15 protein-coding genes are annotated in these 12,576 nt (G+C 40.1%); 6 read left to right on the top strand and 9 right to left on the bottom strand.

Annotated elements, in window-relative coordinates; all coding sequences use genetic code 11:
• Positions 1-79 precede the first annotated feature (79 nt).
• Positions 80-325 (bottom strand): photosystem I iron-sulfur center protein PsaC, encoded by a 246-nt coding sequence (gene psaC, locus ACPZ3T_RS24235; RefSeq protein ID WP_010997613.1) that lies wholly within the window; start codon positions 323-325, stop codon positions 80-82.
• Between the two features lie 365 nt (positions 326-690).
• Here psaC and ACPZ3T_RS24230 point away from each other — a divergent pair, with 365 nt between their 5' ends.
• The 3 genes from ACPZ3T_RS24230 to ACPZ3T_RS24220 all read left to right on the top strand — a co-directional run bounded on the left by ACPZ3T_RS24230 (position 691) and on the right by ACPZ3T_RS24220 (position 3,246).
• Positions 691-1,176 carry a hypothetical protein gene (locus ACPZ3T_RS24230; RefSeq protein WP_490271988.1) on the top strand — a complete coding sequence of 162 codons (486 nt, stop codon included), beginning with the start codon at positions 691-693 and terminating at the stop codon, positions 1,174-1,176.
• 115 nt (positions 1,177-1,291) lie between these two features.
• Positions 1,292-1,984, top strand: coding sequence for a hypothetical protein (locus ACPZ3T_RS24225; RefSeq protein ID WP_490271987.1), 693 nt, complete (start codon positions 1,292-1,294; stop codon positions 1,982-1,984).
• Positions 1,985-2,598: 614 nt separating this feature from the next.
• A complete protein-coding gene (locus ACPZ3T_RS24220; RefSeq protein ID WP_490271986.1) occupies positions 2,599-3,246 on the top strand; it encodes a DUF1361 domain-containing protein in 648 nt (215 codons plus the stop codon).
• 429 nt (positions 3,247-3,675) lie between these two features.
• Here the strand turns inward: ACPZ3T_RS24220 and ACPZ3T_RS24215 are convergent, their stop codons facing one another.
• Entirely contained in the window at positions 3,676-4,764 is a 1,089-nt protein-coding gene (locus ACPZ3T_RS24215) for an AI-2E family transporter (RefSeq protein ID WP_490277354.1), read from the bottom strand.
• Between the two features lie 98 nt (positions 4,765-4,862).
• Between ACPZ3T_RS24215 and pdxH the strand changes: the two genes are divergently transcribed.
• Positions 4,863-5,507: a pyridoxamine 5'-phosphate oxidase gene (gene pdxH, locus ACPZ3T_RS24210; protein ID WP_490271985.1), complete on the top strand. Its 645-nt coding sequence runs from the start codon at positions 4,863-4,865 to the stop codon at positions 5,505-5,507.
• Between the two features lie 9 nt (positions 5,508-5,516).
• Here pdxH and ACPZ3T_RS24205 read toward each other — a convergent pair whose 3' ends face one another.
• From ACPZ3T_RS24205 to ACPZ3T_RS24185, 5 genes are all read right to left on the bottom strand, one after another.
• Positions 5,517-6,377: a DUF3153 domain-containing protein gene (locus ACPZ3T_RS24205; RefSeq protein ID WP_490271984.1), complete on the bottom strand. Its 861-nt coding sequence runs from the start codon at positions 6,375-6,377 to the stop codon at positions 5,517-5,519.
• 104 nt (positions 6,378-6,481) lie between these two features.
• Positions 6,482-7,000, bottom strand: coding sequence for a hypothetical protein (locus ACPZ3T_RS24200; protein WP_490277353.1), 519 nt, complete (start codon positions 6,998-7,000; stop codon positions 6,482-6,484).
• Between the two features lie 248 nt (positions 7,001-7,248).
• Positions 7,249-8,142, bottom strand: a complete 894-nt coding sequence (gene argB / locus ACPZ3T_RS24195; RefSeq protein ID WP_490271983.1) for an acetylglutamate kinase — start codon at positions 8,140-8,142, stop codon at positions 7,249-7,251.
• Between the two features lie 83 nt (positions 8,143-8,225).
• Positions 8,226-8,774, bottom strand: coding sequence for a shikimate kinase (locus ACPZ3T_RS24190; protein WP_490271982.1), 549 nt, complete (start codon positions 8,772-8,774; stop codon positions 8,226-8,228).
• Positions 8,775-8,794: 20 nt separating this feature from the next.
• Positions 8,795-10,384, bottom strand: coding sequence for an NB-ARC domain-containing protein (locus ACPZ3T_RS24185; protein WP_490271981.1), 1,590 nt, complete (start codon positions 10,382-10,384; stop codon positions 8,795-8,797).
• Positions 10,385-10,847: 463 nt separating this feature from the next.
• Here ACPZ3T_RS24185 and ACPZ3T_RS24180 point away from each other — a divergent pair, with 463 nt between their 5' ends.
• Positions 10,848-11,051, top strand: coding sequence for a hypothetical protein (locus ACPZ3T_RS24180; protein ID WP_490277352.1), 204 nt, complete (start codon positions 10,848-10,850; stop codon positions 11,049-11,051).
• A 10-nt stretch (positions 11,052-11,061) separates the two neighbouring features.
• On the opposite strand, the gene ACPZ3T_RS24175 is transcribed toward ACPZ3T_RS24180, so the two are convergent.
• Positions 11,062-11,763: a LapA family protein gene (locus tag ACPZ3T_RS24175; RefSeq protein WP_490271980.1), complete on the bottom strand. Its 702-nt coding sequence runs from the start codon at positions 11,761-11,763 to the stop codon at positions 11,062-11,064.
• On the opposite strand from ACPZ3T_RS24175, the gene ACPZ3T_RS24170 reads away from it, so the two are divergent.
• The gene (locus ACPZ3T_RS24170; protein WP_490271979.1) at positions 11,726-11,986 is read left to right on the top strand and encodes a hypothetical protein; all 261 of its coding nucleotides are present in this window, start codon (positions 11,726-11,728) and stop codon (positions 11,984-11,986) included. The two genes, ACPZ3T_RS24175 and ACPZ3T_RS24170, sit on opposite strands and share 38 nt — an antisense overlap.
• Here ACPZ3T_RS24170 and ACPZ3T_RS24165 read toward each other — a convergent pair.
• A complete protein-coding gene (locus ACPZ3T_RS24165; RefSeq protein ID WP_490271978.1) occupies positions 11,939-12,559 on the bottom strand; it encodes a flavin prenyltransferase UbiX in 621 nt (206 codons plus the stop codon). The two genes, ACPZ3T_RS24170 and ACPZ3T_RS24165, sit on opposite strands and share 48 nt — an antisense overlap.
• Positions 12,560-12,576: the final 17 nt, after the last annotated feature.

The following is a 12,576-nucleotide window of genomic DNA, read 5'->3' as shown; positions in this document are numbered from 1 at the left end:
GCCACCCACCTTACAAAGCTAAAGATACTTGCTATCTAGACAATCAATGGAGAACTATCAAGAATTGGTGATGAGTTCTTTAGTAAGCTAGACCCATACTGCGAGTTGTTTCTGCGCCCAGGTAAACCCGGATGCTCAAAAAGTCGGTGGGGCAAGCGGTTTCGCAACGCTTACAGCCAACACAGTCTTCTGTACGGGGTGAAGAGGCAACTTGAGCAGCTTTACAGCCATCCCAAGGAACCATTTCTAGTACGTCAGTTGGGCAAGCGCGGACACATTGAGTGCAGCCAATGCAGGTATCGTAGATTTTTACGGTATGAGACATTGAAAAAACGGCTCCTTTCCAGTGTTCTTTTCTGTAAAAGAATCATAATCAAGGCATAGTTTACCGCAGTCGCTTATACGGCGTAAGTAAAAGGCTACATAACTTCAAACAATGTAATAGGCACTTTGGAAAATTTGCTTTTACGGGATATCTCTCTTTCCTTATAAATCAACGACATCATCGGCTCGTATTTCCCGCTATCACCCTTCTATCTCTCATTTGTATGTAAAGATATGTAACGATAACTTTGAGTTCTTAAAAGATTCTATACTTCTAGTTATCTATTGTACTAATCAAGATTTTCTATAGATTAGTGATATTTACTAAGCTAATATTGTCTCGATTTTATTGGTGGTGGAGTGTCAATGTTTGTGTGGCGTAAATCTGCTGTTATTGCTCCTGTTAGTTTGAGTATTGCTTTATTGCTGAGTGGTTGCACGGAAGATCAGGCTTCTCAGTGTTATCGGCTGATTCAGGTAGTGAATGAGGGAAATGCACTGATTGATCAAAATAAAGGACAACAGGTGATTACAAGCTGGCAGTTATCTAAAGATTTACAGGCAATTACTAAATCCTTGGAGGAATTGAAGTTATCAGATCCTCAGTTACAGGAGTTGCAAGGCGGTTTTATGAGAGTATTTGAAAATCTGAGTAAAGCGATCGCTAAAGCATCTAATGCTCTGGGTGCAGCTAAAAATGCGGAAGCATCAGCATCGGGTAGAGAAAAACTGCAACAGGCTAGAAAGGAAATTGATACGGTACTTACTAATGCTGCAAAAACTGCCGGTAAGGAGTCAGATGCACTGGTAAAGCGACTCAATCAGTATTGCACTCAAACTAACGTTAAATGACTTTATAGAATTTTTAATATATCAGTAACTTTTATCACTATTTTTTAATAATCATCCTGAATAACACTAAGATTCACCGTTAAAGGAAATATTGGCGTTAGTCAAATGATATACAATGAGTGACATAAGCCTACTGGTGAGTGGTGCGTTGAGTGGCAATCGAGCCTCTTTACCTGAAAAATTGCCTTTACAGTCTCCTATGCAGTCAGACTCAGTAGGGCAAAATTCCACCCCAGATTCATCTCCAACATTGCCCCATACTGACATCAGACCACCTGAATTTTTACAGGTAGATAGCAGTACTGTGTTTGCATCTCCTGTCATTAAGCAAAAGTATCAAAATCAACTGAGTGGAGCAGAAAGCAAGGAACAGATAAAAGCTACTACCCAACAAACAAATATCATCACCAAAGATGAAAGGGGTTTTTTACCCTACACCCCGCTTGATTTAGATCCTCAAGAGTCAGATATTCAAATAGAGTTTTCCCCTCATCCTATTCTTACTCCACCTCCAGGGAAGGTTACACCAGCCTCAGATACAGCAATAGATCAAATTGTTCCTGTATACCCATTATCTAATGCTTGCCAATCTATTAAAGAATATTATAACTGTGTTGATGATCCTGAAAACCAGCTTATAACTGATGATGAATACATGGCAGGTTTAGAAACTTGTCTACAAGAAGTTGAAGAGTTACTAACTTACAATATAGATAACACTATTGAGCCAGAGGATTTAATGTTACTGCGACGCATACAAAATGAATTCAAAGCAGAATTAGCACAATTGCAATCATTTATAAAGTAAAGCTTAAATTGTAGGGTGCGTTAAAGCAACGCGTAACGCACCGTGTGATTATGGTGCGTTACGGCAATTCATACTTTCGCTGATAGTCAAATCCTGACACTGCCGTAACACACCCTACTCGCGTGTCAAGGCTAAAATAGTGTATTAGATGCTGGTGTTGGGTTTCCTCGCGTCAACCCAACCTACAATTTCTTTGCAACATTTTAGGCTTGTTAGTCTACTACTTAATATTTACTTTATAAATAGGCTCTAAGCGATCGCTAAACTCAGGAAATAGCAGCATCCTCAAGCTAAGTTTTGAGCCTACACCCCCCTTTCCCCCAACTACTTTTGACATAATTCAGGAATCACAACTAGGCAAATTGTAGTTTATCTCAGAGCTAGGACAAGAGCGAGATTCAGGTGTATAAACTTACTCAAGTTCTTAGTAGTTGTTTTTATGCTACTGAGAACTTGTTTTTTTTGATAGCTATTTAGAGTAAGCTGAGTTAAATTATGTTATTAGTTAAACTCAGTTGAGAAAATACATAATTTATAGATGTATCCCCAACAATCGGATAGTGAATACTACAAATATCATCCCATTTGATTAAATTTTTTGTGAGTAAACAGCTATGACAGAGCAATTGATAGCTAAAATATTGCAGGTGTTAAGCATCAATATGCGGTGGATGACTTGGAATTTATTCCTAGCTTTTATCCCCTTATTATTAAGTATTTGGTTATTTCGTAAAAGGCGTGGACGCTCTTGGGTATGGTGGCTAGGATTTTTAGTTTTCTATGCTTTTTTACCCAATGCTCCTTATTTATTAACTGATATTATTCACTTAATTGATGACATCCGTACAATTCAATCTATCTGGCTGATAACCTTAGTTTTAATTCCTGTTTACTTCGTCGTAATTCTAGCAGGTTTTGAAGCTTATGTTATATCTTTAATCAACTTAGGTTACTACTTGCACCGCATTGGTAAAAGTCATTGGATTTTATGGGTTGAGTTGATTACTCATGCTCTTTGTGCCATTGGTATTTATTGGGGTCGTTTCTTACGTTTCAATAGTTGGGATTTTATCACTCAGCCAGATGCAATATTAACTAGAGGTGTAGAGGAACTTTTAGGAAAACAGCCTTTGGTAATTATTCTGATTACTTTTATCATTCTCTTGGTTCTTCACTGGCTGATGAAACGAGTTACTCTTGGGTTTGTGAGTAAACAAAACAACAGAATAGAAATATCATCGGAAAGTACAAACAATTATTAATTAGCAATAATATTAAATTGTAGCACCGTGTGATTATGGTGCGTTAGAGTAATGAGTAAGAAATTTACTTATTACTCACTACTTATTACTCATTACTTAATACTCATGGTGTACCTCACTTACTTCAAAAGTGCTGTATGTACCCTGTTCTACTTAAAATTAACGTGAGTTCGATGGTTGAGAAAAACCCCTCTCCAAACCTCTCCCCTGCAAGGAGAGAGGCTTCAAAACCTTTATTTTTAGTTGATATTTCAATATATTTAAGCCCCTCTCCGCGTCGGAGCGAAAAGTCTGTAGCTTGCTTCCCGCAGGGTGCGGAGGTTTCCTCCGTAGACGCTTTGCGGCTTGCCGCAGGCATCAGAACTTTTCAAGAGAGAGGGGTTGGGGAGAGGTCATCGAACTCACGTTAAAATTACAGTCCCGTTAGGACTAACTTGGATTTTCAGAATCATGGGAAATAGTAACTGTTGACGTAAAATCACCTGGCTGGCCATTTTTAATTGCGTCAAAAGTGCCTTTAATTGTGCCGGCAATGGGGACAGCTACTAGTGTTCCTAATAAACCTGCGATTTCATATCCCATTAAAATAGCCACAAAAATCCAAATGGGATTAAGTCCGATAAAATTGCCGAGTAACCTAGGTGCTAAGAGATTATCTTTAATCTGCTGCATCACAATTGCAGCTATGGCAACTTGTACCGCTAACCACCAATTTTGTAGTAGTACCAAAAGCGTAACTGTCCCAATACCCAGAGTTGCACCAATAAAGGGTATCAGTTCCGAAATACCGATGAGGATAGCAAATAATAAAGCAAAGGGGACTTTGAGAATCAAAAAAATCGGTGTGAGGACTATAACCATAAATAGTCCTAATAAGAACTGACTCAGGAAGAAATTTTGAAAATTAAGCTGCAAAGACTTAGCGAAGGGAACGCTGAATTTAGAGGGTAAGAGATTTAACAGACCATACCAAACGCGATCGCCATACAGTAGCATATAAAATGCCAGCACTACTACCAAAACAAAATTCAGCAACCCTGAAAGCAACGTTCCCGCCACCCCCACCGCGCCTGAAGCCAATTGCTGGACTACATTTTGAATACTGGCGTTAATTTGATTACTGGCTACCCTCAAATCAATAGGCAAACGTCGCTGTTTCGCAAACGCCTCCCACTGAACTAAATTAGCTTGACTAGCAGTTAACCAATCTGGAATTTTATTTAATAATTGAATTGTTTGGTCAATAACCATTGGCACTAAGGTGACAGCCAAAACACCAACAATCGTTAAACTAAAGAGTAAAACTATGATTACAGCTTGGGTACGAGTAATTCTAGCCCGTTCAAAAAATTTAACTGGATAATTTAGCAAAAACGCGACAATCGCCGCAAAGCTCAAAATGGTAATCGGGCTTTGAAAGTAGCGAAAGAGTACAGATAACAGCCAAACATTCAGAGCGACAATCGGGCCACTCAGACCATAGAATAATAAACTTTGAAGAGATGCCGCACGGCGTATGTTACGCAATCAATACTCCTTAGTCAACAGTGATCACTCATCAATCATTGTCTACTGCACCCTGCCTTTTTAAATAATCATAAGGAACTAAACCAACAATGGACACAACCATAGCTGATCTTCGCAAAGATTATTCTTTGGAAGGTTTGAGTAAAAATGAAGTTGACCCCAATCCTTTTATACAATTTAAGAAGTGGTTTGAGCAGGCATTAGCCGCCCAACTTCCCGAACCTAATGCTATGACTCTGGCCACAACTACATCAGATGGTCAACCATCGGCGAGAATGGTATTACTCAAAGATTTTGATGAGCGGGGTTTTGTTTTCTTCACTAACTATCACAGTCGTAAAGGACAAGAATTAGCAGCAAATCCCCAAGCGGCTTTGGTTTTTTGGTGGGCAGAATTAGAACGTCAAGTCAGAATTTTAGGCAGTGTAGAAAAAGTTTCGCCAGCTGAATCAGACTATTATTTTGAGAGTCGTCCGCCTAAAAGTCGTTTGGGTGCATGGGCTTCTGAGCAAAGTGAAGTCATCCCCAGCCGAGAATTTTTAGAACAACGAATGCAGGAGTTGCAGAGTAAATATGGCAATCAAGAGATTCCGCGCCCTCCTCATTGGGGAGGTTTTCGGGTGATCCCCAGAGAAATTGAATTTTGGCAAGGACGCTCCAGCCGCTTGCACGATCGCTTGCTTTATACTCCTTTAAATGATGGTATCTGGACAATTGAGCGTTTATCACCTTGAGGGTGAAAACTAGCTTGTGGTGACACTATCTGTTGCTGCTGTTTTAGGTGCAAACTGTATTTTGGGATCTGGCATATAGGTATATCTCAGATATATGCCTCCCCAAACAAATAAGATAATTAATAATGCACCGATCCCTAAAAGACTGGGTAGCCAAAATACCACTTCTATATGGTTGAGTTCACCGGGTTGGAGTTGCCATACTAATTGTTGGCCTTTTTTCTCTGGTGCAATGGCAGTGTCTGAGACAGGAATGTTTTTAGCACCCCAAGGCGTATTTAAAGCAAACTCTAAATTGAGAATAGAACCAGCATCAGCTAACACATTACCTTTGCTGGCAATTAAAGCTAGCGATCGCAAGTCTAAATCGTAAATTAATTTATTCCGTACTACTAAAAGAAAATTGTTTTGGAATAACAGTAAATTAGACTCAACTTTGGGGATATCTGAGCTAGATTCTGTAGTTTCTGTTTCGTTATTTTCTTGATTATGAGAGTTAAAAAACTCATTGAATTTCGTTTGCAATTCCTGTCCATTACTAAAAGGAATTGTCACCACAACTTCTTCTCTAGAAACACGTTGAGCCTTACCCTCTAACTTGCGAGCGCGTTTTTCTATACTATTTAACCATTCATAAACATAATCACCACTAAAACTAGTTAGCCTTTCTTCTAGCTTAATATGCTGGATGAACTCACCACTATTAGAGTGATGAAAATTCACGCCCACATCGTACCGAACACAACCAGATAACAGCAATGATAGCAACAACACCAAAGGCAAAACTTGACGGCGATACAACTGTGATAACACCAATTTTAACGGTCTAACTAACGCTGTTAATCCTTGCAAACCAACAAAATAATTCATTAAATAAACTCCTCCATATTAAATAAATTCCCCCACTCCCTTGCCCCCTGCCCCCTACCCAAAGTTCCCTAATTTTGAATTTTGAATTTTGAATTTTGAATTAATTAAGCCCCTTGCCAAACCAAGTAAGAAATAGTCAAAGCGATCGCAATTAACGCCACCCAAATAAAGCGATTATCTTTTGTATTCACCTGACTCAAATCCACAAATTCCTTTTCGCCTGGTGGTTTTCGCTGAGATGGGCGGGGCTTAGGAGATATGCGAATTTTGGCTTCGTTATCACCTAATGTCCCCAAATCAGGTATTTCCGTCATCCAATTACTAGGTCGTTTCAGCTTGGGGGCTTGCAGAATGTAAACTAACCTACGTGCTTGATCGCGGGTTTCTGAGTGGGGGTGACGACGTAGTTGTTGACAAAGCGCGATCGCATCTTCTGTACGTCCGGCTGCTTCATAAGCTGTCACCAACCAAATCTCCACCTCACCCCCCAAGCGGGAATTACGTTCCAATAAATCCCTTGCTTTCTCTAGATTTTCGACAGATTCCCGGTATTTGCCATTTTCAAAAGCAACTTTCCCGGCTTGGTATCTAGTTCTAGCTAGTTCTAAACTTTCTGTATTCACCACGATTTAACCAACAATCAGCACTGTTTTTATTTTGCCAATATTTGGGCATTGGGCATGGGGCATGGGGCATTGGGCATTGGGCATGGGGCATTGGGCATTGGGCATGGGATAGACAAGGTAGAATTTATTTCCCCTACACCCCTACACCCTTACACCCTTACACCCTTACACCCCTACACCCCTACACCCCTACACCCCTACACCCTTACACCCTTACACCCTTACACCCCTACACCCTTACACCTTCAACTAAACTGAGAACCCAAAATCATCGTCCCAATCCCCACGTCGGTGAAAATTTCCAGTAGTAGGGCGTGGGGAATGCGGCCGTCGATGATGTGGGCTGCGCGTACACCTTGGGCAAGCGATCGCACGCAACAATTCACTTTGGGGATCATACCTCCACTGACTACACCACTAGCGATTAACTCCCGTGCTTCTCGAATGTCTACTTTGGGAATTAACGTGGAGGGATCTTTGTAATCTTTTAAAATTCCTCTGGTGTCAGTTAATAAAATTAATTTTTCTGCCCCCAAGGCGGCGGCGATTTCTCCGGCTATTGTATCTGCATTAATGTTATAGGCTTGTCCCGTTTCATCAGCAGCGACACTCGACACTACAGGAATATAACCATTACTGGCAAGAGTTTCTAAAATTTTGATATTAACGTTACTGACTTCACCCACAAAACCAATACCTTCTTGACCTTGGGGACGAGCTGTAATCAAGTTACCATCTTTACCACACAAGCCCACAGCTAAACCACCAGCTTGGTTAATCAGTGCCACAATTTCTTTATTCACACGCCCTACCAGCACCATTTCCACAACATCCATTGTGGGTGCGTCTGTGACACGTAGACCATTTTTAAACTGTGGTTCAATGCCCAGTTTGTCTAACCAACTGTTAATTTCGGGGCCGCCACCGTGGACTAAAATTGGTCGCAAGCCAACGCAAGATAAAAAGACAATATCCCGGATTACTTGGTCTTTGAGGGTGCTGTCTTTCATGGCCGCACCACCATATTTAACCACTACGGTACGACCGGCGAATTGTTGAATATAAGGTAGTGCTTCGCTGAGAACACGCACCCGTGTGGCTTCAGTTTGCCTGATGTACTCAGTATCGTTAACCATCATCGATAGATGTTGTGACTTACATAATATATGCAAGCCAGTATAATTCCTAATTGTGGCTTTAATTACGAATTACGAATTACGAATTACGAATTAGAAACAGGCTTTTTCAACACACTGGGAATGGCTGCCATGACTTTATCCGCAATTTGTTCTGGTGTTTCTCCTGCTGTAACAGGGATTCTGAGATCAGCTTGGGCGTAAAGAGGTGTGCGTTGTTCTAGGAGCGATCGCAGTTTGCTTTGAGGATCAGCATCTTGCAATAATGGTCTAGTGTTATCCTCGGCTAAACGGGTATAAAGTAACTCCACTGGCACATCTAGCCAGACAATTAAACCGTGATGTAAGTAACCCCAGTTTTCGGGCTTGAGGACAATACCTCCACCTGTAGCGACGGTTAATTTGGTATAAGCACAAACTTGTCCTAAAACATCACTTTCTAACTGGCGAAATGCGGCTTCTCCTTCCTCTGCAAATAGCTGGTTAATCGTTTTTTTGGCTGATCGGGCAATCACATCGTCGGTATCAATAAACCCATAACCTAATTGTTTTGCTAGTAATTGTCCGACTGTGGTTTTACCAGCCCCCATCATACCAATTAGGTATAAATTAACTCCTTGTAATAAACTACTCACGTTAATTTCAAACTCCAGTTTTAGACGATTTTCTGCTGCTGTTGTTGGTTCTGTGCTGTCAAAATAGTCTGCATTAGTAAGGAATCTTCTTTGTCAGCACTTAATTTAAAATTTTCCTCTATTAGTCGCTCAATTGTATACTCAGTTAATGCCGGAGTTTGATAGAACTTACCCCCTTGCTGTTCAATCAGCGATCGCTTTTGTAATAAATCTACAGCTTCTAAAATTAATCTTTGTGATAATCTGGGGGATAATCCTGGTATGATGGTTGCTTGTAACTGAGGTAATGTCACCCAATCTTGACTGATAGCCAGCCAATACATCACATTTTTTTCCAGTTGGGATAAGCGATTAAATTGCTCCTCTAAAATTAACCGCACATCTGCGAACACAAAAGTGCGCTGGTTAATAAACTCCGCTACATTGCCACAAAATAATCCCTGAATCGCTGTGGCTACTATTTGTAAGAATAATGGATTACCTCCATACCAATCAAGTAATATTTGGGATTCTTGTGGTGCTAGTTGACTCAATCCCTTAGATTTAAGAATATATAGACTTTCTTGTTTAGCTAATCCAGCTAGTTTACAGGAGCGAACAGGTAATTTTTCTCCTTCTAAGGCAGCTATTTCTGATGTTTTCTCTCGACTAGTTAAGATCAAACAGCTTTGATGTTGTGATTCTCCGATACGTTGAATCAATTCTTGATAAATTTCATATCCCTGATGATATTTAATCGGTGACACCAGAGAAGTCACGGGATAATTTTCTGTGTTGAGATGATTGTTTTGTGAGGATTGATAATTGCTCCCTAACAAGGAATCAAAACTATCCAACACAATTAAACAACGGGCAGAACGTAAACAATCTATCAATAGAGAGATTTTATCTGCTAGCGTCTGTGCTGCTTTGTGTTGTGTCTGGGGGGATAAGGCAGTAATAAGTTGATTTAATATCTCCTCTAGGGTAGGTGCAAGACGTAGCGATCGCCAAATAACATAGTCAAAGTTTTGCTGTATTTGTTGGGCTAGTTTCACACAAAAGGCTGTTTTCCCAATTCCCGCCATGCCCAATATTAATACCAGCCGACAACGATCCTTTACAACCCACTGTTTAATTTTTGCTAGTTCTGTAGTTCTTCCCTGAAAATTACTCACATCAACTGCTGTACCCCAATCAATTCTGGGTGTTGATTTAACGTTAACTAAATTAGTTTCTGGTTTTTGGGAAATTTTTGGATGAGTGTTAATAACGGTTGGTAACTGCAATCTATCTTTTTTATACCCTGCTTTTTCTAACAAATAAGTTACACGACTCCAATTTTTGACTTTAATTACGTATCCTGCTTGAGTAGTTAACATTTCTTCTATATATTTATACAGTCCGTTAGACAAATAAACTCTGACTGTACTACTATTGCGACTTTGATAAACTACATTAGCAATTTCTGCTGGGCTACAGCCACACAGTAAGCCTCTGAGGAATTTCTTTTCTACGGGAGTTAGAGCTTTACCTTTAGTCGATGCTAAATCTATGTATAATTTTTCCAACTCCCAATTGTTTGTTGCTTCTAGAAATTCCTCTATTTGACTCGAATTAAATGTTGTCATTACTGCTTTATATGTATTCAATGTAACCTAGGCAATATATTAGCGATTCTTCTATAAAGTCAGCATAAAATACAGATAAATTTATAACGAATTTCCTAACTTTTGTTAGGTGACTATGCAGTTATTAATTAGCTATGGTTAGGCTTAATAGAAAATTTATATGGCTTATTTGAAACTTTAAGTGAAGCAGTTCCGTCATTCTTAATTAGGAATACTCTCTCTTTTGATTTAATGTTTCACTATGGCATCTTACCGAGTCAAATACAGCACAGTCAGAGATTATTTAAATCTAATAAACACAGGGTTTTAGTCAGAAAATTTGCAGTTTAAGGTGTAAAAAATGACTAATTTCAGAAATCATCAACCAACTTGATCAATTTACTGGTTTGGGCTGAAAGGATACTGCATATTTGCCCATCATTAGCTCAAATCTATTAATGTGGTGTGTAATGAGGCATCAACCATGATTCGGATTCGTGACGTTGTGCAACAGGCTCTAATAACTGGTTATCTAACGGTTGAAGCAGAAAACCAATTACGATATTTATTAACTACTCAGTATGATATGGAAGATTTAAACGCCTTCATGACTTTACAAGAAGCTGCTATGAACGGCAACGTTAAGCAAGAATCCCGTGAACAGTCGCAAAAAGCAAGTAGAGTTTAGCTAAACAGCATCATTTACGGGGTTGATCATCTTCAAAATTGTCATCTTCAAAGAAACTCCAATCATCATCATCCTCGTTGTTCACATCATTAGTTGGTGGTTGATAAGGCGGAATGATGACTCGGTAGTCAGCATCGTAAACTGATTCTGTCTTGCCTACAGCAGTATTTTTTGGCTCACGGTAACTATAAGAATAGGTTGAACCAGTTTGAGAACCTGTTTTGGGTTGTTGTGGGCGTTCGTAAGTATTAGAGTCTTGAATCGGCTCAGTTTGGGAACTAGACTTAGGTGGTGGAGGTGGCTGTTGATCAAAATTCCAGTCATCATCTGCACTGTTGTTTTCCCAATCATCAAATTCATCGTCAAATGTCTGTTTGCTAGTTGACTCGGTTTGGTTTTTTGGTGGTGGTGGAGTGTAGGGTGCAGATGCAAATGTTTCTTGACTCTTAGCTTGAGTACGCCTCGCATTTCTATTGGATGGGAAAGACATGGGGCGCGGCTGAAAATAATTAGATAATTTAAACAAACTAGTAATTAATACAGATGTGCCAGCACCAGCCGCAGTGCTGAACAAAATCCACATTGCCAAAGGTAATGGCTGGCTTCGCATACCTAGAAAGACTAGGGATAGCACAGGCGACCAATTTTGAACTAACAATAGTGTTAGTGCGCCCATGATTGCTATTAATAAAATTAAACGAATTACAGCCATAAGTCAGGAAGCAGGGGGCTTAATTAATTCAAAATTCAAAATTCAAAATTCAAAATTAGGAGGCAGGGGGCAGGGGGCAGGGGGCAGGGGGCAGGGGGCAGGGGGCAGGGGGCAGGGGGATTTTACTTCAATATCCAATCTTTCAGTTAATATTCAACACTGTTTTACTTTTACCTTATTTATTGCCTTCCCAGCGTTCAATGGGTATGCAATCAATATCTAGTTGATCTAAAGTACGAGCAACTACAAAATCAACTAAGTCTTCGATGGTTTGCGGGTGATGATACCAAGCGGGAATAGCAGGCACAATGCGGACTCCAGCTTCTGCTAACGTTGTTAAGTTTCGCAGGTGAATCAAACTAAAGGGAGTTTCACGAGGGACGATAACTAATTTACGCCCCTCTTTAATTTGTACATCTGCGGCTCGTTCTAGCAAATCGGAACTTAAACCGACAGCTAATTTGGCAACGGTACTCATGCTGCAAGGAATGACAATCATCCCCAAGGTACGAAAAGAACCACTAGCAATATTTGCTCCGACATTACTCCAAGAGTGACAGCGCAGTTTACCAGCAAGAGCAACTCCAGCTTGTTCCCGCCAGAATTGCTCTTGCTGATTTGGCTCTGCTGGCATCCGAATATCCTGTTCGGCTTGCCAAACCATGTAACTTGATTTAGAGGCAACTAATTCAACTTCATAATCTGCTGCTAGCAAATACTTGAGGGCGCGAACGGCGTAAATCAGGCCAGATGCTCCTGATACGCCGATAATTAGGGGTTTGTTATGATATGTCACCGGTAGTTAACAAAAAT

It is taken from the genome of Aliinostoc maniaoense, from assembly GCF_058172895.1.
The sequence above is the reverse complement of the archived record's forward strand: the minus strand, read 5'-3'. Positions and strand labels throughout refer to the sequence as shown.

Coding starts and splice junctions, on each gene's coding strand:
- pdxH (WP_490271985.1), top strand. CDS start 4,863: ATGGACACAACCATAGCTGATCTTCGCAAAGATTATTCTTTGGAAGGT.
- ACPZ3T_RS24170 (WP_490271979.1), top strand. CDS start 11,726: ATGATTGCTATTAATAAAATTAAACGAATTACAGCCATAAGTCAGGAA.
- ACPZ3T_RS24225 (WP_490271987.1), top strand. CDS start 1,292: ATGAGTGACATAAGCCTACTGGTGAGTGGTGCGTTGAGTGGCAATCGA.
- ACPZ3T_RS24175 (WP_490271980.1), bottom strand. CDS start 11,763: ATGGCTGTAATTCGTTTAATTTTATTAATAGCAATCATGGGCGCACTA.
- psaC (WP_010997613.1), bottom strand. CDS start 325: ATGTCTCATACCGTAAAAATCTACGATACCTGCATTGGCTGCACTCAA.
- ACPZ3T_RS24230 (WP_490271988.1), top strand. CDS start 691: ATGTTTGTGTGGCGTAAATCTGCTGTTATTGCTCCTGTTAGTTTGAGT.
- ACPZ3T_RS24180 (WP_490277352.1), top strand. CDS start 10,848: ATGATTCGGATTCGTGACGTTGTGCAACAGGCTCTAATAACTGGTTAT.
- ACPZ3T_RS24205 (WP_490271984.1), bottom strand. CDS start 6,377: ATGAATTATTTTGTTGGTTTGCAAGGATTAACAGCGTTAGTTAGACCG.
- argB (WP_490271983.1), bottom strand. CDS start 8,142: ATGATGGTTAACGATACTGAGTACATCAGGCAAACTGAAGCCACACGG.
- ACPZ3T_RS24185 (WP_490271981.1), bottom strand. CDS start 10,384: ATGACAACATTTAATTCGAGTCAAATAGAGGAATTTCTAGAAGCAACA.
- ACPZ3T_RS24220 (WP_490271986.1), top strand. CDS start 2,599: ATGACAGAGCAATTGATAGCTAAAATATTGCAGGTGTTAAGCATCAAT.